Origin of the sequence: Janthinobacterium silvisoli, assembly GCF_014200725.1 — a bacterium.
Taxonomy (GTDB): Bacteria; Pseudomonadota; Gammaproteobacteria; order Burkholderiales; family Burkholderiaceae_D; genus Janthinobacterium.
The window spans coordinates 642069-664373 of record NZ_JACHCL010000001.1; the positions used below are offsets into that span (position 1 = coordinate 642069).

At 58.0% G+C, this 22305-nt stretch carries 18 protein-coding genes; 5 read left to right on the forward strand and 13 right to left on the reverse strand.

What is annotated here, in order from left to right:
• Positions 1-80: 80 nt before the first annotated feature.
• The 4 genes from glmM to HDE75_RS02855 form a co-directional block, all read right to left on the reverse strand.
• Positions 81-1418: a phosphoglucosamine mutase gene (gene glmM / locus HDE75_RS02840; RefSeq protein WP_183676316.1), complete on the reverse strand. Its 1338-nt coding sequence runs from the start codon at positions 1416-1418 to the stop codon at positions 81-83.
• A 41-nt stretch (positions 1419-1459) separates the two neighbouring features.
• Positions 1460-2308 carry a dihydropteroate synthase gene (folP, locus tag HDE75_RS02845; protein ID WP_183676315.1) on the reverse strand — a complete coding sequence of 283 codons (849 nt, stop codon included), beginning with the start codon at positions 2306-2308 and terminating at the stop codon, positions 1460-1462.
• A gap of 141 nt (positions 2309-2449) precedes the next feature.
• Entirely contained in the window at positions 2450-4330 is a 1881-nt protein-coding gene (gene ftsH / locus HDE75_RS02850; RefSeq protein ID WP_311735056.1) for an ATP-dependent zinc metalloprotease FtsH, read from the reverse strand.
• Between the two features lie 210 nt (positions 4331-4540).
• Positions 4541-5224, reverse strand: coding sequence for an RlmE family RNA methyltransferase (locus HDE75_RS02855; protein ID WP_183676313.1), 684 nt, complete (start codon positions 5222-5224; stop codon positions 4541-4543).
• A gap of 42 nt (positions 5225-5266) precedes the next feature.
• On the opposite strand from HDE75_RS02855, the gene HDE75_RS02860 reads away from it, so the two are divergent.
• A complete protein-coding gene (locus HDE75_RS02860; protein WP_183676312.1) occupies positions 5267-5737 on the forward strand; it encodes a YhbY family RNA-binding protein in 471 nt (156 codons plus the stop codon).
• A gap of 89 nt (positions 5738-5826) precedes the next feature.
• On the opposite strand, the gene HDE75_RS02865 is transcribed toward HDE75_RS02860, so the two are convergent.
• The 6 genes from HDE75_RS02865 to HDE75_RS02890 all read right to left on the reverse strand — a co-directional run bounded on the left by HDE75_RS02865 (position 5827) and on the right by HDE75_RS02890 (position 12992).
• Positions 5827-6270, reverse strand: coding sequence for a DUF4149 domain-containing protein (locus HDE75_RS02865; protein WP_183676311.1), 444 nt, complete (start codon positions 6268-6270; stop codon positions 5827-5829).
• The gene (gene greA, locus HDE75_RS02870; RefSeq protein WP_183676310.1) at positions 6270-6746 is read right to left on the reverse strand and encodes a transcription elongation factor GreA; all 477 of its coding nucleotides are present in this window, start codon (positions 6744-6746) and stop codon (positions 6270-6272) included. The genes HDE75_RS02865 and greA overlap by 1 nt, the downstream gene beginning before the upstream one ends.
• A gap of 154 nt (positions 6747-6900) precedes the next feature.
• Positions 6901-10119, reverse strand: a complete 3219-nt coding sequence (gene carB, locus HDE75_RS02875) for a carbamoyl-phosphate synthase large subunit (RefSeq protein ID WP_183676309.1) — start codon at positions 10117-10119, stop codon at positions 6901-6903.
• A complete protein-coding gene (carA, locus tag HDE75_RS02880) occupies positions 10112-11290 on the reverse strand; it encodes a glutamine-hydrolyzing carbamoyl-phosphate synthase small subunit (protein WP_183676308.1) in 1179 nt (392 codons plus the stop codon). The genes carB and carA overlap by 8 nt, the downstream gene beginning before the upstream one ends.
• Positions 11291-11597: 307 nt before the next feature.
• Positions 11598-12002 carry a GlcG/HbpS family heme-binding protein gene (locus HDE75_RS02885; protein ID WP_183676307.1) on the reverse strand — a complete coding sequence of 135 codons (405 nt, stop codon included), beginning with the start codon at positions 12000-12002 and terminating at the stop codon, positions 11598-11600.
• Positions 12003-12080: 78 nt separating this feature from the next.
• Positions 12081-12992 (reverse strand): patatin-like phospholipase family protein, encoded by a 912-nt coding sequence (locus HDE75_RS02890; RefSeq protein WP_183676306.1) that lies wholly within the window; start codon positions 12990-12992, stop codon positions 12081-12083.
• A 98-nt stretch (positions 12993-13090) separates the two neighbouring features.
• Here HDE75_RS02890 and HDE75_RS26580 point away from each other — a divergent pair, with 98 nt between their 5' ends.
• Entirely contained in the window at positions 13091-13816 is a 726-nt protein-coding gene (locus tag HDE75_RS26580) for a hypothetical protein (protein ID WP_221291744.1), read from the forward strand.
• A gap of 106 nt (positions 13817-13922) precedes the next feature.
• On the opposite strand, the gene HDE75_RS02900 is transcribed toward HDE75_RS26580, so the two are convergent.
• A complete protein-coding gene (locus HDE75_RS02900; RefSeq protein WP_183676305.1) occupies positions 13923-15995 on the reverse strand; it encodes a M13 family metallopeptidase in 2073 nt (690 codons plus the stop codon).
• A gap of 751 nt (positions 15996-16746) precedes the next feature.
• On the opposite strand from HDE75_RS02900, the gene leuA reads away from it, so the two are divergent.
• Positions 16747-18444: a 2-isopropylmalate synthase gene (gene leuA, locus HDE75_RS02905; RefSeq protein WP_183676304.1), complete on the forward strand. Its 1698-nt coding sequence runs from the start codon at positions 16747-16749 to the stop codon at positions 18442-18444.
• Between the two features lie 49 nt (positions 18445-18493).
• On the opposite strand, the gene egtB is transcribed toward leuA, so the two are convergent.
• Both egtB and egtD read right to left on the reverse strand, forming a co-directional pair.
• A complete protein-coding gene (gene egtB, locus HDE75_RS02910) occupies positions 18494-19729 on the reverse strand; it encodes an ergothioneine biosynthesis protein EgtB (protein ID WP_183676303.1) in 1236 nt (411 codons plus the stop codon).
• A 19-nt stretch (positions 19730-19748) separates the two neighbouring features.
• Positions 19749-20789: an L-histidine N(alpha)-methyltransferase gene (gene egtD, locus HDE75_RS02915; protein ID WP_260173627.1), complete on the reverse strand. Its 1041-nt coding sequence runs from the start codon at positions 20787-20789 to the stop codon at positions 19749-19751.
• A gap of 288 nt (positions 20790-21077) precedes the next feature.
• Between egtD and HDE75_RS02920 the strand changes: the two genes are divergently transcribed.
• Complete coding sequence (locus tag HDE75_RS02920) at positions 21078-21767, forward strand: ABC transporter ATP-binding protein (protein ID WP_183676302.1); 690 nt, start codon at positions 21078-21080, stop codon at positions 21765-21767.
• Between the two features lie 186 nt (positions 21768-21953).
• Entirely contained in the window at positions 21954-22241 is a 288-nt protein-coding gene (locus tag HDE75_RS02925; RefSeq protein WP_183676301.1) for a hypothetical protein, read from the forward strand.
• The last annotated feature ends 64 nt before the right edge of the window (positions 22242-22305 follow it).

Below are 22305 nucleotides of genomic sequence, written 5' to 3' on the forward strand. Positions count from 1 at the left end.
TAGCGCTTCCCCACAATTTCGTCAATTGCCATAGACAAAATAAGGGGAAATAAAATCGATTCCTGCCTTAAATCCCGGCTTTAAACAGGGACGTGCGCTGCAATTCTACGCGCCATGCTTTCGGCCTTGTCCTTGTCCTTCGCTTCCACCATCACGCGGATCAGCGGCTCGGTGCCGGAAGCGCGGATCAGCACGCGCCCCGTATCGCCCAGCTCTTCTTCCACCGTGGCTTTTTCCGCCACCATCGCAGCGTTTTGCTGCCAGTCGAAACCGGGCGCCACGCGCAGGTTGATCAGGGTTTGCGGGAACAGCACCAGGTCGCTCAGGCAGTCCTGCAAGCTTTGGCCGCTACGCTTGAGAGCGGACAGCACTTGCAGCGACGACACGATGCCATCGCCAGTCGTATGCTTGTCCAGGCACAGCAAGTGGCCCGAACCTTCACCACCCAGCAGCCAGCCGCGCTCTTTCATGATTTCCAGCACGTAGCGGTCGCCCACCTTGGCGCGCGCGAAACCGATGCCTTTTTCCTTGAGCAGCACTTCCAGCGCCATATTCGTCATCAGGGTGCCGACTGCCCCCTCCACAGGGCCACTGGCCAATCTATCCTTGACCATCACATACAGCAACTCGTCGCCGTTATACAAGCGGCCCGTGGCGTCGCACATGATCAGGCGGTCCGCATCGCCATCGAGCGCGATACCCAGGTCGGCGCCATGCTCAACCACGGCTGCCGCCATGGCCTTGGGCGCCGTGGCGCCAAAGCCCGCATTGATATTCAAGCCATCAGGCTTGTTGCCGATGGCGATCACTTCCGCACCCAGCTCATGGAAGACGTGCGGCGCGATGTGGTAGGCGGCGCCATGCGCGCAATCGACGACGATCTTCAAGCCATGCAAGTCCAGTTCGGTAGGGAAAGTGCTCTTGCAAAATTCGATGTAACGGCCTTGCGCGTCATCCAGGCGCTTGGCGCGGCCCAGCTTGTCGGAGGCCACACACGCCATGGGCTCGTCGAGCGCCAGTTCGATTTCCTGCTCCACGCTGTCAGGCAGCTTGGTGCCCTGGCCCGAGAAAAACTTGATGCCATTGTCGTGGAAAGGATTGTGCGACGCGGAAATCACCACGCCAGCCGTCAGGCGCAGCGCGCGTGTCAGGTAGGCGATCGCGGGTGTCGGCATGGGGCCAGCGAGCATCACATCGACGCCAGCGGCCGAAAAGCCCGCTTCCAGCGCCGCTTCCAGCATATAGCCAGAAATGCGCGTGTCCTTGCCGATCAGCACGGTCGGATGCACCTTGCCACCATGCGACTTGGCCAGCACCTTGCCGGCCGCATAGCCGAGGCGCATGACAAAGTCGGGAGTGATAGGGGCGTCGCCCACCAGACCACGGATGCCATCGGTACCAAAATATTTACGGCTCATAGATACTCTCTTCTTTTTATAGGTAATAGTGACTTCAAAACTCAAACTTGCGCGTGCGCCATGCGCCACACCTTCAATGCATCGACCGTCTCCGCAACATCATGTACGCGTACAATTTCCGCACCTTGCGCTACAGCAAACAGCGCTCCGGCCAGGCTGCCCGCCAGGCGCTGCTCGACAGGACGGCCCGTCACGGCGCCTATCATGGACTTGCGCGACAACCCCGCCAGCACTGGCAGGCCCAATTCGCTACGCAAGTGACGCGTAGCGCCCAGCAAGGCGTAATTCTGTTCCACCGTCTTGCCAAAACCAAAGCCAGGATCGACGCACAGGCGCTCACGATCGACGCCGGCCGCCGTCATCACTTCCACGCGCTCGCGCAGGAAATCCGTGACGTCGCGCACCACATCGTCGTATGCGGGCTGGTCCTGCATGGTGGCGGGCACGCTTTGCATATGCATGATACACAGCGCGCAGTCACTGTCGCGCACGGCAGCTATGGCGCCCGGCGCACGGAAACCGTTGATGTCATTGATCATGTCGGCGCCGGCCAGGATGGCTTCGCGCATGACTTGCGGCTTGTAGGTATCGACGGACAAGGGTTTGCCGCAATCGCGCAAGGCGTACAGCACCGGCATTACCCTTTGCAGCTCATCGTGCAGCGGCAACGGCGGTGCGCCAGGGCGGCTCGATTCGCCTCCGATATCAATGATATCGACGCCGTCGGCAATCATCTGCTCGGCGCGCGACAGTGCAAACTCCAGGCTGTGAAACTGGCCCGCATCGGAAAACGAGTCTGGTGTGATATTCAGGATGCCCATCACCAGCGCCTGCGCGCCCTGCCCTTGCAGCTGGAAGCCGAAACGGCCAACTTGAAAATAGTGTCGCATGTGCATCTAATAGTTCAATGAAAAAACAGGCATAGTCGTCTATACGATCGCTTGCCCGAGTGCAGATTGTAGCGCTAAAGAAAAAGGGTAAGGATCACTCCTTACCCTTTGTTACTTTAACTACAAACTACCAGACTGTCATCAGGCTGGCGCCGTCGCGTTCGGCGAGATGCCGCCCGTACCGCTGTCGCCTGCATTACGGCGTGGCGGAATGACTTTAGGCGGACGCGGCTCCTGTCCCGCCATGATGTCGTTGATCTGGTCTGCATCGATGGTTTCCCATTCCAGCAGAGCCTTGGTCATCACTTCCACCTTGTCGCGGTTTTCTTCCAGCAGCTTGCGCGACAGCGCATATTGCGTGTCGAGAATGCTGCGGATTTCAGCATCGACCTTTTGCTGGGTCGCTTCGGAAATCGTCTTGGTCGCGCCGCCGAAGAAACCTTCGTTTTCGCTGTCTTCGTAGACCATGACGCCCATGCTGTCGGACATGCCGAAGCGGGTCACCATCGAACGGGCCAGCTTGGTGGCGCGCGAGAAGTCATTCGAGGCGCCGGTCGACATCTGGCCGACGAAAATTTCTTCAGCGATACGGCCGCCGAACAGGATGGAAATTTCTTCCAGCATCTTGTCCTTATAAGCGGACAAGTTATCGTGCTCCGGCAACTGCCAGGTCAGGCCCAGGGCCCAGCCGCGCGGCATGATCGTCACTTTATGGACTGGGTCGGCTTTCGGCAGCAACTTCGCTACCACCGCGTGACCGGACTCATGGTAAGCCGTATTGCGGCGTTCTTCCTCGCGGATGATCATCGATTTACGCTCAGGACCCATGTAGATCTTGTCTTTTGCATCTTCGAAGTCCGACATTTCCACCAGGCGCTTGCTGCGGCGCGCGGCGAACAAAGCAGCTTCGTTGACCAGATTGGCCAGGTCGGCGCCCGAGAAACCAGGCGTACCGCGGGCCAGGATATCGGCCTTGACGTCGGTGCCGATAGGCACTTTGCGCATGTGCACGTTCAAGATCTGTTCACGGCCGCGGATGTCTGGCAAGCCGACGGATACCTGGCGGTCGAAACGGCCTGGACGCAGCAGCGCTTTATCGAGCACGTCTGCACGGTTGGTCGCGGCCACGACGATCACGCCGGAGTTCGCTTCAAAACCGTCCATCTCGACCAGCAACTGGTTCAGGGTCTGTTCGCGCTCATCATTACCACCGCCCGTACCGGCGCCGCGGTGACGGCCAACGGCATCGATCTCATCGATAAAGATAATGCAAGGCGAGTGTTTCTTGGCGTTTTCAAACATGTCGCGTACGCGGGAGGCACCCACACCGACGAACATTTCAACGAAGTCCGAACCGGAAATCGAGAAGAATGGCACTTTGGCTTCGCCGGCAATGGCGCGCGCCAGCAGGGTTTTACCCGTGCCTGGAGGACCAACCATCAGCACGCCGCGTGGAATACGGCCACCCAGTTTCTGGAATTTGCTAGGGTCCTTCAGGAAGTCGACGACTTCATTGACTTCTTCCTTGGCTTCGTCGCAACCGGCGACGTCGGCAAAGGTCACCGTGTTGCTGGCTTCATCCATCATGCGGGCTTTCGACTTGCCGAACGAGAATGCCCCGCCCTTGCCGCCGCCCTGCATCTGACGCATGAAGAAAATCCAGACGCCGATCAATAGCAGCATCGGGAACCAGTTCATGAAAATTTGCTGCAGGAATCCTACTTCCTCTGGTGGACGCACATCGAAGTGCACGCCATTGTCACGCAGGTCGCCGATCAAGCCCTTGTCGAGCATGGTGGCAGTGGTACGTACCTTGGTATCGTCCATCATTTTGGCGGTAATCGCCGAACCCTCGATCACCACATCCTTGACACGCTTGGCTTTGACTTCATCCAGCAAATCGGAATAAGCGATGGACTTGCTGCCACCCGAGCTGCCGTGGCTGTCGAACTGTTTGAACAGCATGAACAACAGCAGCAAGACGACTACCCAGATGGCAGATTTGGAAAACATGTTATTCACGAAGACTCCTTGGATGCAGTGCGCATCTTTTACTTATAGCAGAAATACGATTTTACTCGCAATAAGCGGGCCGTGCCAAAGCCCGCCGATCCGTGCGCGCGAAACGAAACCAAACGAAACGCGCTCACGTCAACAAGTGCAGTATAAACAATTTAGGTGCTAACACCACGATTGCTACGGCACTTCTCGTTCTTATGTGCGGATTCTGCCTTAAATATCAAGAGTGGAATCATCTTCCTCGATAACATTTTTAACAGGATTCTTCAGTCCACGTCCCATCAGGAAGATTTCCGACGACTTGTCGCGGCTGGCCTTGGGCTTTTTCTGCACCACAACCTTGAATTCGCCGCGGAATTTCTCCACGATCTGGCTGAAACCCATGTTTTTAAAGCATTTCACCAGCAATACGCCCGATGGTTTCAGGTGCAGCTGCGAAAACTCGACGGCCAGGTCGATCAGATGTTCCATGCGCGCGGCGTCTGCGGTGGCGATACCGGACAGATTGGGCGCCATATCCGACATTACCAGATCCACTTTGCGTCCTTGCAAGACCACTTCCAGCTGACGCAGCACGCGCGCTTCGCGGAAATCACCCTGGATGAAGTTAAAGTCGGCAATCGGCTCCATTTCCAGCATGTCGAGGCCAATCAAGGTACCATTGATACCGCCGCCGTCCTTGCCAGCGAGCTTGCGGCGTGCATACTGTCCCCAGCTGCCAGGGGTGCAACCGAGGTCGACAATCACCTGGCCAGGCTTGATCAGTTTCTCGTCTTCATCGATTTCTTTGAGCTTGTAAGCGGCCCGGGCGCGGTAGCCCTCTTTCTGTGCCAACTTCACATAAGGATCATTTATGTGGTCGTGCAACCAGTTTTTGTTTAATTTCTTCTTTGCCATTCGCGTAGAATACTGCTTTTAAGGGAATTACTAAAAATTATTATGCTAAAACTTACACCCGTAGAGCGCAGCGCACTGCGCGCCGAAGCACACGCGCTGAAGCCTATCGTCATCATTGGCGAAGCGGGCTTGACACCTGCTGTCCTCAAAGAGATCGATCTGGGCCTCGATTCGCACGGTCTGATTAAAGTCCGTGTATTCGGTGATGACCGCGAAGCCCGCGTTGGAATGTACGATACGATTTGCGGCAATCTCGGCGCCGCCCCGGTACAACATATTGGCAAGCTGCTGGTACTTTACCGTCCGAAAAAAGAAGTGGTTAAGGAAAAGATCAGCTCCGGCAAAGGTTTGCGCGAAGTGACGATCGTCAAAGCCAGCGCCAGCGGTACCAAGCGCCCGAGCGTGACCAAGGTCATGATCAAAGGCAATGAGCGCGTTACCGAAGGCGGCACCATCAAACGTGCAAAACCACGTCAGAAGAGCGCCAAGAAAAGCGCACTGGGCAGCAAATAAGCTTGCACAGTGGCAGCCGTCAGGCTGTTTAAACAAGAAGCGGAGCAAGGATTTATTCCTGCTCCGCTTTTTTTTGCTCAGTTAATTGCTTACTGCTGCTTCCAGATCAACACGCCAGCCAACAGGCTCTGCACGGCGAAGATCAGGGTCGACACGCCATGCAGCATGCCGAAACGGCTGCGCATCGCGTCATCCATCACGCCGGACGGCGCTTGCGCACGCAGCTCGGCCATCAAGGGAGTGATGCCAAAATAGCTGACCAGGGTACACACCAGCATGGACAGCACCAGCGCGCCCAGCAGGCGGCGGCGCTTGGGCTCCAGGGCGTCTGCATCCCATTGCAGCAGCGCCAGCAATATCAGCGCGCACGCAATCGACAGCCACGCTTCGACCCTGAACAGGCTGCCGGCGATCGTGCCGGCCAGCATGCGGTCACTCAGGGTGGCAAACAGGGTCGGCGCGACAACAAAGCCGACCGTCCACAGACTGCCCGCCCAGAGGGTGGCGACGAGAAAACGTACGCGGCTCAGCATCAGATGTACAGTACTTCCAGGATTTCGTATTCGCGCGGGCCGGACGGCGCCTGCACTTCGACCACATCGCCGGCATATTTGCCGATCAGGGCGCGGGCGATCGGCGAAGTCACGGAAACCTTGTTCAGTTTCAAGTCCGCCTCATCGAGGCCGACGATCTGGTAGGTGACTTTCTGGCCCGATTCCAGGTCTTCCAGGTTCACGGTCGAGGCAAATACCACGCGGCCTTCCGCGTCGAGCGCAGCCGGGTCGATGATTTGAGCAACGCTCAGCTTGCCTTCCAGTTCGGCGATACGGCCTTCCACGAACGCCTGGCGTTCCTTGGCGGCGTCATATTCGGCGTTTTCCGACAGGTCACCGTGCGAGCGCGCTTCGGCGATGGCATCGATGACGATGCGGCGTTCCTTGGTCTTCAGGTGATGCAACTCCTCTTTCAGAAGTTCGGCGCCGTATTTGGTCAGTGGGACTGTGGTCATGTTATCTCTACTATCTGCTAAATGTGATCGGTGATCGGTGATCGCTAACCGGTCTAACAAGTGAAAACCACAGAGGCCGCGCATTATTTTGCGCGAAACTCTGTGGTTCGTGTTCCTACAGTGTACTGCATTAACAGCAGCAACTGCAATCAGCTTAGCCTAGTGTGCGATGCAAACCTTGCAAATCGTACACACGCAGCTCATCGAGGTGACGGATGCCTTCGACAGCCGCTTCCGCGCCGGCGATGGTGGTGTACGTGGTCACGCGAGCGGCCAGGGCCGAGGTGCGGATGGCCCGCGAATCGACAATGGCGCTGCGCTTTTCTTCCACGGTGTTGATCACCAGCACGATTTCATGGTTTTTCACCATGTCGACCACGTGCGGACGGCCTTCGATCACCTTGTTGACTGGCGTGACAGGAATGCCGGCGGCAGCGATGACGGCAGCCGTACCCTTGGTGGCGCAGACGGTGAAACCGGACTCGACCAGGTCGCGCGCCACTTGCACGGCGCGCGGCTTGTCCGACGCTTTCACGCTGATGAAGACCTTGCCCGATTTCGGCAGGTTCACGCCAGCGCCCAGCTGCGATTTCACAAACGCTTCGCCAAAGGTCTGGCCTACGCCCATGACCTCACCGGTCGACTTCATTTCCGGTCCCAGGATGGTGTCCACGCCTGGGAACTTGACGAACGGGAACACGGCTTCCTTGACGCTGAAGTAAGGCGGCACGACTTCTTTGGTGATGCCTTGCGACGCCAGCGATTGGCCAACCATGCAGCGGGCGGCAATCTTGGCCAGTTGCAAACCGGTGGCTTTCGAGACGAAAGGCACGGTACGCGAAGCGCGCGGGTTCACTTCCAGCACGTAGACGACGTCTTTGCCATCCTGTTTCTGGATCGCGAACTGCACGTTCATCAGGCCGACCACGTTCAAGCCCTTGGCCATCAGCGAAGTCTGGCGCTTCAGTTCTTCAATCGTTTCAGCGGCCAGCGAGTATGGTGGCAACGAGCAAGCCGAGTCGCCCGAGTGCACGCCTGCCTGTTCGATGTGTTCCATCACGCCGCCGATGAAGGTGGTTTCGCCGTCGGAGATGCAATCGACGTCGCATTCGATGGCGTCGTTCAGGAAGCGGTCCAGCAGCACCGGCGAATCGTGCGATACCTTGACCGCTTCGCGCATATAGCGTTCCAGGTCGCGTTGCTCGTGAACGATTTCCATCGCGCGGCCGCCCAGTACGTAGGAAGGACGCACTACCAGCGGGTAGCCGATTTCCTGGGCCAGCGCCAGCGCTTCAGTTTCGGTGCGTGCGGTGCGGTTAGGCGGCTGGCGCAGTTCCAGCTTGTGCAGCATCTGCTGGAAACGCTCGCGGTCTTCGGCAGCGTCGATCATGTCAGGCGAGGTGCCGATGATAGGCACGCCATTCGCTTCCAGGTCCAGCGCCAGCTTCAGCGGAGTCTGGCCGCCGTACTGCACGATCACGCCGACCGGTTTTTCGATGGCGACGATTTCCAGCACGTCTTCCAGGGTCAGGGACTCGAAATACAGACGGTCAGAGGTATCGTAGTCGGTCGACACGGTTTCCGGGTTGCAGTTGACCATGATGGTTTCGTAGCCATCTTCGCGCATGGCGAGGGCCGCGTGCACGCAGCAATAGTCGAATTCGATACCCTGGCCGATACGGTTCGGGCCACCGCCCAATACCATGATCTTTTTCTTGTCGGTCGGATTCGATTCGCACTCTTCGTCATACGTGGAATACATGTATGCCGTGTCGGTCGAGAATTCAGCCGCGCAAGTATCGACGCGTTTGTAAACCGGGCGGATGTTCAGGGCGTGGCGTTGCTGACGCACGGCAGTATCCGTCGTTTGCAGCAGGAAGCCCAGACGACGGTCCGAGAAACCTTTTTGCTTCAACTTGTACAGGGTGTTCTTGTCCAGGTTTTCCAGCTTCTGCGTGTCCAGCCACAGTTCCAGGTCGACGATTTCCTTGATCTGGATCAGGAACCATGGGTCGATCTTGGTCAGCTGGTGCACTTCTTCCAAGGTAAAGCCCTGGGCAAACGCATCGCCCACGTACCAGATACGTTCAGGACCAGGCTCGCCCAGTTCTTCTTCGATCTTTTCGCGGTCCTTGGTTTTTTCGTTCATGCCATCCACGCCCACTTCCAGACCGCGCAAGGCTTTCTGGAACGATTCCTGGAAGGTACGGCCGATCGCCATCACTTCACCGACCGACTTCATTTGCGTCGTCAGGTGGTGGTCGGCGGTCGGGAATTTCTCGAACGTGAAACGCGGGATCTTGGTGACCACGTAATCGATCGATGGCTCGAACGATGCTGGCGTGGCGCCGCCCGTGATTTCATTGCGCAACTCGTCCAGGGTGAAACCCACGGCCAGCTTGGCAGCGATTTTTGCAATCGGGAAACCGGTGGCTTTCGACGCCAGTGCCGAGGAACGCGATACGCGCGGGTTCATTTCAATCACGATCATGCGGCCATCGACCGGATTGATCGAGAATTGCACGTTCGAACCACCGGTGTCGACGCCGATCTCGCGCAGCACTGCCAGGGAGGCATTGCGCATGATCTGGTATTCCTTGTCGGTCAGGGTTTGCGCTGGCGCAACCGTGATCGAATCTCCCGTGTGTACGCCCATCGGGTCAAGGTTTTCAATCGAGCAAATGATGATGCAGTTGTCCGCCTTGTCGCGCACCACTTCCATCTCGTACTCTTTCCAGCCCAGCAAGGATTCTTCGATCAGCAATTCTTTGGTCGGCGAAGCTTCCAGGCCGCGTTTGCAAATCGTTTCGAATTCTTCTTCGTTGTAGGCGATACCGCCGCCGCTGCCACCCATGGTGAACGATGGACGGATGATGGTCGGGAAACCGACTTCGCGCTGGACCGCCCACGATTCTTCCATCGAGTGCGCCACGCCAGAGCGGGCCGAACCGAGGCCGATCTTGGTCATCGCGTCCTTGAACTTGGAACGGTCTTCGGCCTTGTCGATGGCTTCCGGCGATGCGCCGATCAGCTCGACGTTGTATTTCGCCAGCACGCCATTGTTGAACAGGTCCAGTGCGCAGTTCAGCGCGGTCTGGCCACCCATCGTTGGCAGGATCGCGTCAGGACGCTCCTTGGCGATGATGCGCTCGACTACCGACCATGTGATCGGTTCGATGTAGGTGACGTCGGCCATTTCCGGGTCGGTCATGATGGTCGCAGGGTTGCTGTTGACCAGGATGACTTTGTAGCCCTCTTCGCGCAGGGCCTTGCACGCTTGCGCGCCGGAATAATCGAATTCGCAGGCCTGGCCGATCACGATCGGGCCAGCGCCAATAATCAGAATACTTTTAATATCTAAACGTTTAGGCATTTTTCTTTTTCTCCTCCGCAGCCATCAAGTTGATGAAGCGGTCAAACAGGTAAGCAACATCCATCGGGCCCGGCGACGCTTCAGGGTGGCCCTGGAAGCAGAAGGCCGGCTTGTCCGTGCGGGCAAAGCCCTGCAGGGAACCGTCGAACAGCGATTCATGGGTAACGCGGCAGTTGGCAGGCAAGGTGGCTGCATCAACGGCGAAACCGTGGTTTTGCGAAGTGATCAGGACCTGTTTCGTTTCCAGGTCTTGCACCGGGTGGTTGGCGCCATGGTGGCCGAACTTCATCTTCAGGGTTTTTGCGCCGGAAGCGATCGCCATGATCTGGTGGCCGAGGCAAATACCGAAAGTCGGAATGCCTTTTTCGATCAGTTCCTTGGTGGCCGCAATCGCGTAATCGCATGGTTCCGGATCGCCAGGACCATTCGACAGGAAAATGCCGTCAGGATTTAAGGCCAGCGCCTCAGCCGCCGTCGCCTGCGCCGGCAGCACGGTCACTTTGCAGCCGCGCGCCGTCAGCATGCGCAAGATATTGCGCTTGACGCCGTAGTCAAACGCCACCACGTGGTATTTCACGTCGGCGTCCGCCAGCTGGCCGTAGCCGGTACCGAGAGTCCACTCGGTTTCGCGGTATTCATACGCATCCTTGACGGACACCACTTTGGCCAGGTCCATGCCGGACAGGCCAGGGAAGGAACGCGCCAGTTCCAGCGCTTGCGCGGTGGATGGCTCATTGCCTTGCGTGCCGACCAGGATGGCGCCGCCCTGCGCACCTTTTTCACGCAGGATACGCGTGAGCTTGCGTGTATCGATGCCGGCGATGGCAACGATATTTTCAGCTTTGAGGTAGTCGGACAGGGAAAGGGTGGAGCGGAAATTGGATGCCAGCAATGGCAGATCGCGAATAATGAGGCCAGCGGCATGTACTTTGGAAGATTCGACGTCTTCCGGATTGACACCCGTATTGCCGATATGCGGATAGGTCAGGGTGACCATCTGGCGGCTATAACTAGGGTCGGTAAGGATTTCCTGATACCCGGTCATGGAGGTGTTGAAAACAACCTCACCCGTGGTATGACCGGCGGCACCGATCGAAAAACCTTTGAAAATCGTTCCATCAGCAAGCGCTAATATGGCTGGAACGGCAGGGCCAGAAAAAAATGGCGGCAAGGGCAACTCCTGATAAAGTTACCGTAGCTGCGCCACGTCAGACCGACCGCCAGGAAACCCGAACGCGTGTGTTCATGGGCTTTTGACGATCATGGTGAATGAGGGGATGGGTAGTCGCTACGGTATATGTGTGATTGGCTAAACCTTTGAATTATAACCAAAAGGAAGCTTTTCCACAAGGAAGAAAATTCAAAGGTGCTGCGATTTTTTTGCAACGCAGCATCCCTTGCCGCCGCCATAAAAAAAGCCGCCCGGCATGCGCGGAGCGGCTTTCAAATCAATATCGGTTAGTACTTACACTAGCCACTTACACTACTGCAGCAATCCCGGCCTTGGCAATTTGTGCATCTTCAGTCGATTTCACGCCGGACACACCGACGGCGCCGATACAATGACCTTCGACGATGATGGGAACGCCACCTTCGAGCATGCCATCAATTTCCGGCGCGCTCAGGAAAGATACGCGGCCACCATTGATGATTTCTTCATAAATGCGCGACTCGCGACGGCCCATGGCGGCAGTCTTGGCCTTCGATGGAGCGAGGTGCGAGGAAATCGGCGCCACGCCATCCATGCGCTGCAGCCACAGCAGGTGGCCGCCGTCATCGACGATGGCGATCGTCACCGCCCAGTTGTTCTTGACCGCTTCCGCTTCGGCGGCAGCAGCGATTTTCTTTACGTCGTCCAGGGTCAAAACCGGTTTCGATTGCATGAGACATCCTTGTTATGTTGAAGCAAAATTGTAGCCGAAACAGGGCCAGTATCTATAGTGTCCCGCAACTATCCATTATTACTGTTCGCGCTTGGCCTTCAGTTTTTGCTTGATCTGCGCCATCACCGCGAACGTTGCCTGCTCGCCCGCCAGGATCGCCTGGTTGCGGCTGTTGAAATCATTACCCTTCATCGTACCCAGGCTGGGCTGGATGACCACGTCCGCATCCTTCAACTCAAACTGATTGATGCGCTGCCCCATGATGGCAAACGTCTGCATGATCACTTCCATCGAGCTGATGGCTTTTTGCGTATCGGTTTGCGAGGAAATATTGACGGCAATAATAAAGTCGGCGCCCATATCGCGCGCAGCTTTCACGGGCACCGGCGCTACCAGGCCGCCATCGACATAGGTGCGGCCCGCAATCACGACCGGCTGGAATACCCCGGGCACAGCCGAGGAAGCGCGCACGGCCATGCCGGTATTGCCGCGCTGGAAGAGGATCGGCTGGCCATTTTTCAGGTCGGTCGCCACCACGCCAAACGGAATCTTCAGTTTTTCCAGCGGCAAGCCGCCCACTGCCTTGTTGACATAGGCTTGCAGGGCCTCGCCTTTCAGCACGCCAGACGACTTGCCAAACAGGGGCAAGGCCCAGTCGGAAATGGCCGCTTCATCCATATCAAACGCCATCTTTTGCAAGGCAAAGCCGGAATTGCCCGCCGCATACAAGGCGCCCACCACGCTGCCCGCGCTGGTGCCGGTAACGATATCGGCATCGATACCTTGCGATTCGAGCGCCTTGATCACGCCGATATGCGCAAATCCACGCGCCGCGCCGCCACCCAGCGCCAGGCCTATCTTGATCTTGCGCGGCGCAATCACCACCGGCTCAGGCGGCGTCAAGGTAGCGGCAGGTTTGGGGGCGGAAGTTTCGCAGCCGGCCAGGGCAAAGGCAGCCAGGGCAAGCAGGGTCAGGCGTTTAGGGTGCATAGTGGAAAGAAAGGAGCCGCAGGCGGCAGTGGCAACAAAGCGCCGATTGTAGCGCAAGCACGGCGGCCAGGACTGAAGCGGATCTTAAAAGTTTCCAAATGACAAATCGTGCGCGCGGCCTGGCTGCTAGACTATCGCTGCATTCATCTTTCCAATTTCATATGCCAGAACAATACCGCCACTTTGACAGCCGCGACCTGAGCGCGCCATTTGCCGAACAACTCATCAGCAATCCTGCCGACGGCGCCCTCGCCTGGCTGACCAGCGTGCTTGCCATCCAGTCGCCCGCCCTGCGCGCTGCAAATGTCATCTTGCTAGCCTACACCGGCAACCCCGCCGCCATCGACTGGATCGAGAGCAACGTCGGCTCGCCGGTGTCCAGCCAGTGGGGCGTGGCGGCAGCATTGCTGGGCACACCCTGGCCTCGTCTCGCCGGCTGGCTGCAACGCGGCGGTCCACACCGTTTGATGGCGCTCGACGCCCTGCTCGCCTGCCGCAAACCGGCCGTCAATATGTCGCCCCTGCAACAGATCGCCGCACCCGTGCTGCCGCAGCAACCCTCCCGCGCCGAGTTCGCTAAGGCACTCAATGCCTGCCTGTCCATCAACAGCACGCCGCGCATCGAGTCGTCCGTTGCCTCCCTGATCCGTCTGGCCGATGAAATCCTGCGCGACGAAGCACGCGGCGTGGCGGTTGCGGACTTACCCAGGCTCTACCTGGACCCTGAGCCCTTCCGCAACGCACCCGGAATTCTGACGCAGCACAATAAGGTGCTCGAAGGCATGCGGGAAAACCTGCAGAACGTGCTGCAAGGGAAGTCGTAAGCAGGCAGATCAGACGTAAAAACGGCCCATATCATCGAAGATGAAACGGGCCGTCGCCGCAAAAAAAACCTGTCAGGCTATTTTTGCATGATGAGCATCTGCACTATTACCACATGATCACGCGCTGTTCAGGCGCCAGGTACATAGCGTCGCCCGGCTTGATGTCAAACGCCTTGTAGAAGCCAGGCTGGTTCATCACGGTGCCTTTGGCGCGGAATTCGCCAGGCGAATGCGGATCGCTCTTGATCTGGGCAATCGCCGCTTCAGGACGCAATTTAGCGCGCCATTTCATGGCAAAACCGATATACAGACGCTGTTCGCCGGTCAAGCCATCGATCACGGGCGATGGCTTGCCGCCCAGCGAACGCTCGTAGGCGTTGTAGGTTACCGACAGGCCCGAGTTGTCGCCAATGTTTTCACCGAGGGTCAGTTCGCCATTGATGAAATAGCCAGGCACGGGGCTGTAAGCGCCGTATTGCTTGACCAGCCCGGCGGCGCGCGCCTTGAAGGCGGTGCGGTCTTGCGCCGTCCACCAGTTGCGCAAACGGCCATGGGCATCGTACTGGCTGCCGGAATCATCGAAGGCATGGCTGATTTCATGGCCAAAGGTAATGCCGAGCAAGCCATAGTTCACCGCATCTTCCGCTTTCACATTGAAGAATGGCGGCTGCAGGATGGCGGCGGGAATCGTGATCGCGTTCAGCAATGGATTGTAGCTGGCGTTGACGGTTTGCGGCGTCATCGACCATTCCTCGCGGTCGACCGGTTTGCCCAGCTTGGCCAGGTTTTGCTGGCGGCCCCACACGCGCGACGCGCGCACGTTGGCGATCAGGTCATGCGGCTGGGTTTTCATGGCGCTGTAGTCGCGCCATTTTTCCGGATAGGCGATGTTCGGCTTCAGGGCGGCCAGCTTGGCTTGCGCCTCCTTCTTGGTTTCCTCGCCCATCCAGTCCAGCTTGTCGATGCCATCCTTGAAGGAAGCCACGAAATTGTTGAACATGGCCATCACGCGAGGCTTGGTTTCAGGCGGCAGATACATCTCTACATAACGTTTGCCGACGGCGTCGCTGACGGCGCTATCGGTAAAGCGCAGCGCCAGTTGCCACAGCGGTTCGCTTTGCGGCGTGCCGCGCAGCACCGTGCCTTCGAAGGCGAAGCGCTCCTTGACGGTGGCGCTGTCCATATAGGGCGCATAGCTTTCGATAATGCGCCAGTTGAAATAGCTCTTCCACGCTTCCAGCGGCACGGCGGTGATGGTGGCAGACAAGCTGGCCAGGTAGTCGGGCTGGCGCACCACGGCTGACGCGGCTTTAGGCGCCAGGCCGGCAGCCTTGAAGTAAGTCGCCCAGTCAAACGCGGGCGCCAGCTCGGCAAACTTGCTGAACTCGATGCGGTTATACGATTTGACCGGGTCGCGCATCGCCACGCGGGTCCATTGCGCCGCAGCCAGGCGGGTTTCGATATCGAGAATCTGGGCAGCGTGCTCCGCAGCATTCTTGTCGCCGCTCATGCCCAGCATGGTGGCGATATGCTGCTGGTACTTGCCGCGCACGGCCTTGAGCTTGGCGTCGTCATCTTTCAGGTAATAGTCACGGTCAGGCAAGCCCAGGCCGGACTGGCTGATGCCGACCGTGTATTGCTCGGGATTCTGGGCATCAGGCGACACGCCGGCCGAAAACGGCGTCTGGATGCCATTGCGCTGCAGGTAGGCAAACAGCGCCGGCAAGTCCTTCTTGTCCTTCACTGCAGCCACATGCGCCAGATCAGCCTGCAAAGGCTTGAAACCGGCAGCATTGCGCGCCTTTTCATCCATGAAGCTGGTGTACAGGTCGGCAATCTTATGCGTATCGCTGCCGGCCTTGCCCGGATTTTTCAGGGTCGCATCGATCAGCGCCTTCAACTGACCTTGCGCCGTTTCGCGCAATTCGATATACGTGCCCCAGACCGACTTATCGGCTGGAATTTCGGTATTGCGGGTCCAGACGCCATTGACGTAACCGTAGAAATCATCCTGCGGACGCACTGCCGGGTCCAGAGATTTCAGGTCGATGCCGGACACGGGCGCAGCAACAGAACCAGCGGCATTCGCGCTTTGCTCGGCACTTTGCTGTGCATACGATGACGGGGAGGCAAAAGCCAATAAGGCGCAGCAGGCGGCGCTGATAAGCGTACGATTCACGAAGACTCCTATTTTTTAGTTAGATTCCATGCCGGCGCACCGGTGCGCCTGGCATGTGGCGCAAGATTATAGTCGGATAGTCAGCATATCCTGCCATATTCGTGACAATGTGTGATTTTTTCCAGGCTGGCGCTTCGTCATGTTCCAGGGTCGACATGGACAAGCTGCTGACATCACACAACATGCAAGCGAAGGAATTCATACGGTGAAGATGCCATTGCACGCCCTTGTATCGCCATCACCTTTTACTATCACCTTATCGCTATCACTTTATTGCCATCACTTGCCCGCCAAAATCGCCAGTCACTGATGCATGCAAAAAGACGACCACACTCCCGCCTGGCATTGACTGCCCATGACAAGCGGGACGGATAATAGACAAAACAAGATACCACCAGGAAACGCTTGACAGCCCGCCACAAACTCCCGTACATTAAAGGCATGTCCTCCTTCAAACTTCCATCCCCTTCCCTGCTGTCGCTATCGCGACTACTACTAGCACGCGCTTAAGTTTGCCGCTTTGCTGCGCCTGGCCACACGCCGGCGTGTTTTAAAAACCCTGGAAGGTTTGATGATGTTTGCACCAATCCCCGCACCAACTGCAATGTCCGACGCGAACGCCCCATCTGGCGCCGTGGTCCTGTTTTGCCTACTAAACCTAGCGATCGCTTGCCTGGCCTAGTGTCCCGTGGCCGCCCGGCAAGCTTGCGCCGCAACCATTGATTTCCCCTATATTCAGGAGTACCCGATCATGATGTTGAAAAACCCAGCTTCCAAATACCGCGCCTTTCCTCCAGTCAAATTGACCGACCGTCAATGGCCTAACCAGATCATCAGCAAACCGCCTATCTGGATGAGCACCGACTTGCGCGATGGCAATCAGTCCCTGATCGAGCCGATGAGCGCGGAAAAGAAGCTGCGGTTTTTCGAGATGCTGATCGCCATCGGCCTGAAAGAAATCGAAGTGGGCTTCCCATCGGCATCGCAGACGGATTTCGATTTCGTGCGCAAGCTGGTCGATGAAAACCGTATCCCGGATGACGTCACCATCATCGTGCTGACGCAATCGCGTGAAGAATTGATACGCCGCACGGTGGAATCGGTGGCCGGCGCCAAGCGCGCCATCGTCCACCTGTACAACTCGGTGGCGCCCGTGTTCCGCAAGGTGGTGTTCGGCATGTCGCGCGAAGAAATCACGCAGATCGCCACCACCGGCACCACGCTGGTCAAACAACTGGTGGCGCAGCACCCGGAAACGGAATGGGGTTTTGAATACACGCCGGAATCGTTCTCGACCACCGAACTCGATTTTTCCAAGCATATCTGCGACGCCGTCAGCGCCATCTGGAAGCCGACCCCCGCCAACAAGATGATCATCAACCTGCCATCGACCGTGGAATGCAGCACGCCCAACGTGTACGCGGACCAGATCGAATGGATGTCGCGCAAGCTGGCCCGGCGTGACTCCATCATCATCAGCGTGCATCCGCATAACGACCGCGGCACCGCCGTTGCCTCGGCAGAACTGGCCGTGATGGCCGGCGCAGACCGTGTGGAAGGCTGCTTGTTCGGCAATGGCGAGCGCACCGGCAATGTCGACCTGGTCACCCTGGCGATGAATCTGTACACGCAAGGCGTGCATCCTGGCCTCGATTTCTCCGATATCGACACGGTGCGCAAGTGCGTGGAAGAATGCAACCAGTTACCCGTCCACCCGCGCCACCCGTATGCGGGCGACCTGGTGTTCACGGCGTTTTCCGGCTCGCACCAGGATGCGATCAAAAAAGGTTTCGCCAAGCAGCAAGCTGATAGCATCTGGGAAGTGCCTTATTTGCCGATCGATCCGGCCGACCTGGGCCGCAGCTACGACGCCGTGATCCGCGTCAACAGCCAGTCCGGCAAGGGCGGTATGTCTTACTTGCTGGAACAGGAATATGGCCTGGTCTTGCCGCGCCGTTTGCAAATCGAGTTTTCGCGCGCCGTGCAAGCGGTAGCAGACGCCACCGGCCGCGAAATTGCCGCCCAGGATATCCATGAAATCTTCCAGCGCGAATACCTGGAACAAACCACGCCCTACGCCTACGCTGGACACCGCATGGTGGAAGACAGCAACAATGATGAATCGGTGCAGATTGACATCAGCCTGAGCCACCGCCAGGCGCCGCTGGCCCTGCAAGGCGGCGGCAATGGCCCGATCGACGCTTTCGTCAATGCGCTGGGTCTCGATATCAAGCTGATGGATTACCATGAGCACTCGATCGGCTCGGGTGCCAACGCGCAGGCAGCTTGCTATGTCGAGTTGCGCCTCGATAACGGCCCTACCCTGTTCGGCGCCGGCATCGACAGCAATATCGTCACCGCCTCGTTCAAGGCTGTGCTGTCCGCCGTGAACCGCCGCATCAAACAGACGGAAGTGGAAAGCGCTGCCAAGGCCGCTGTGACGGCCTGATAGTCAACGCAAGGAAATAAAACAAAGGCAGCCTCAAGGGCTGCCTTTGTTATTTGGCTAGTCGTATTCCGGCAAACTGCCAGCGCGCGCCGGCAGGAAAGAAATTGCGGTAGCTGGCGCGCGCATGGCCGGCCGGTGTGGCGCAGGAAGAGCCGCGCAGCACATACTGGTTCAGCATGAACTTGCCGTTGTATTCGCCGAGGGCGCCGGCCGCCGGGCGGTAGCCGGGATACGGCGCGTAACTGCTGCTGGTCCATTGCCAGCAATGGCCAAACATTTGTCTCAAGCCTTTTTGCGCACTAGCCACGGCGGGATGCAGCGATCCAGCCTCTACAGCAACGTCCTGCGCGGCAAACTCCCATTCCGCTTCCGTCGGCAGGCGCGCGCCGGCCCAATGCGCGTAGGCATCGGCTTCGAATAGCGACAAATGGGTGGCCGGTTGTTGTAAATTGAGCGGCTGCAAACCGTGCAAGGTGAATTCCAGCCAGCGGCCATCGTCGTCTTGCTGCCAGTACAAGGGACAGGTGAGCTTCTGGTTGCGCACCCAGTCCCAGCCCTCGGACAGCCACAGACTGGCCGTGCGATAGCCGCCCGCTTCGATGAAGGCCAGGTAATCGCCATTCGTCACCAGGCAGGAAGCGAGCTCGAACGGCGACACATATTGCCGGTGGCGCGGCAATTCATTGTCGAAGCAAAAGCCGTCGCCCGTATGCCCGATGTCGGTCAGGCCGCCTTCAAAAGCCAGCCAATCCGTTTTGGCATTGCCGGGATGCGCGATGACGCTCGTCTCCACGCTTGTGTTCAGATATGCAGGAAACAGGGGGCTTTGCGCCAGCAAATGCTTGACGTCAGTCAATAGCAACTCCTGATGCTGCTGCTCGTGTTCCAGGCCCAGCGCCAGCAGCATGGTCAGCCGTTCACGCTCGCTGCGCGGCAGTTCACTGGCCAGCAGGCGGACGATGCGCGCATCGACATCATGGCGATAGGCACGCACCTGCGCCATGTCGGGACGCGTCAGCAAGCCCCGCTGCGCGCGCGGATGCTTGTCGCCGACGCCGTTGTAATAGGAATTGAACAGCACCCGAAAAGCGGGGTGGAATGGCACAAAGCCCGGCTCCAGCGCTTCCAGGATAAAGGTTTCAAAAAACCAGGTGGTATGCGCCAGATGCCATTTCACGGGGCTGGCGTCGGGCATCGACTGGGCGCCGCAATCCTCGTCGGACAGGGGCTCGGCCAGCAGCAAGGAATGCTGGCGTACTTGTTTGAAATGGTCGCTCAAGATCATCTTCGTTCAACTTTTCAAATCAATCCGGCATGGCGCGTGCATGGATGACGGCGAACCACTGCTGTTCATCCATCCAGATACGCGCCGTGCGATAACCGGCCTGTTCCAGCAAGCCCACGAAGCCGGCCCGCGTGTATTTATAACTGTCTTCCGTGTGGATGCGTTCCCCTTTTGCAAAGCGCCGCTGTCCACCCTGCCAGTGCACCAATTGCTCGCTGCGCGCTTCCAGATGCATTTCTACCCGGCCCAGGTCGGCATTAAAGAAGCCGTGGTGGCGCCACTGGCGTACATCAAAGTCGGCCCCCAGCAGCAGGTTCAGGTGGCGCAGCAGGTTCAGATTGAAAGCGGCCGTGACGCCCAGCGCATCATCGTAGGCGGCGTCCAGCACGGCGCTGTCTTTAATCAGGTCCACGCCGATCAGCAAACCGCCATCGCTGTCGGAGTTCGCCCGCAGGCGGCGCAGGAAAGCGATGGCCTGTTCCGGCGCGAAATTGCCGATCGATGAGCCTGGGTAAAAGAACAGGCGCTGGACCTCGCGCACGCTGGCAGGTAGGGTCAGTCCGCTGGAAAAATCCAGCCCCAACCCTGTCATCTCGATATGCGGGAAACGCTGGCGCAAGCTGGCCAGCGATTCGCTGAGGAAATCATAGGAAATATCGACCGCCACGTATTGCGCCGGATGCAGCAGTGGGAACAGGCTGGCGGCCTTGGCGCAATTGCCCGCCCCCAGGTCGATCAGGGTGCTGCCCGGCCCCACGGCATGGGCGATATCGGCGCCATGACGGGCAAAGATGGCTGCCTCGGTACGCGTCGGATAATACTCATCGAGGCCGCAGATGGCTTCAAACAGCTTGGAGCCGAGCGCATCGTACAAGTACTTGGGCGAGGTCCAGGCCTGCGGCGCCAGCAAGCCGTTTGCAACCTCGGCTATCGTGGCGGTAGTTGCACCCGCCTTCGCACTGGCCTTGCCGGCGGCTGCCGGAATGTCACTGGAACGGACGCCCTGGTGAAGACTGGACGGCTGCTGATGCTGCTGAAACTGCGTAGGTGGCATGGTCATGGACTCGCATCATGGTAAGGGCTTACACGGGCATACGAAGGAGAAAACTGAACGGTAACGATTTTTTTCATCATAGCGGAATCTACAAAACCCAGCTGTACGACACTTCACTTAAGGGCGATGACAATTTCACGCCAATCGGCCGCACACGTGAAATTGGTATTGCCAAGCAAAAAGCATAAGCCTGTCGTATACTACACATTGCCGGCCAAACAATCCGCGCGCCATTGCACTCTCCAGGCCCCCCTCTCCCCCGCGTGCCTGCCCTTACACATAGATAAACACACCATGCTTGAATTGCGCCATCTGTCCAAGTCTTATGCCAACGCGCGTCCCGTGCTGGCCAATCTGTCGTGCCGCTTCGAGGCGGGCGAGTTCATTGCCATCATGGGCGATTCCGGCGTCGGCAAGTCGACCCTGCTGAACCTGATCGCCGGCCTCGACACGCCCGATCCGGGTGTAGCCCAACCGATCCTGGTCGATGGCATTGCCATGTCCAGCCTGGACGACGCGGCAGCCACCCGGCTGCGGCGCTCGCGCATGGGCTTTATCTTCCAGGCTTTCCATGTTTTGCCGCACCTGACCCTGCTGCAAAACGTGGCTTTACCGCTGCTGCTCAACGGCCTGCCACAGGAACGTGCCGCCAGCATGCTCGACGCCGTTGGCTTGAAAGGCCGCGGTGGTGATTTTCCGCAGCAATTATCGGGTGGCGAAATGCAGCGCGTAGCGATCGCCCGCGCACTCGTGCACAAGCCTGCACTGGTATTGGCCGATGAACCAACCGGTAATCTGGACCCGGATACGGCGCACAGCATCCTGCAATTGCTGCGCGCTGAAATCAAGGCCAACGGTAGCTGCGCCATCATGGTGACGCACTCGCTGGCCGCCGCAGAAATGGCGGACCGGACCATGATATTGACGAAGAGCGGCTTACAAAATGCAACAAATCCCAAGGAAAATATCGCGACATTCAGTTAATTTTAATAACCATGTATCACACTATTTGTTATCGTAGTATTATGTAAATCACTTGCCTGGTTATCAATGTTGTACGCTGTACCGCAGATGTTGTACGACGTCATACGCAGATAGCCGTCCTGCAGTGACGAATACTCGCCGGGACCAGCCATGGTCCTGCCCCTTGCTAACCGAAAGGAGAAGTAAATGAACGTCCGGCAAAAAAAACTGGAATTGATCGAAGCGATGAACCGGGCCCGCGCGCTCGAACCATCGAGTTTTGTACCCAACAAGCTGCTCGATACCCTGATCGAAAAGCTGAACCTGAAAAATGACGCGGAACTGTGCCGCGTACTGGAAGTGCAGCCGCCCATCATCAGCAAGATACGGCACGGCAAATTGTCGGTCGGCGCGACGATTTTATTGCGCATGCATGAAAAATCGGAAATCGCCATCCGTGACCTGAAGGAATTATCGGCCACGCCCGTCCATTAAAACGTTTTACCGTAGGTTTGCCCTGCCAGGCACCCAGGTCCCCGGCGCCATGAACTTTTGCCTT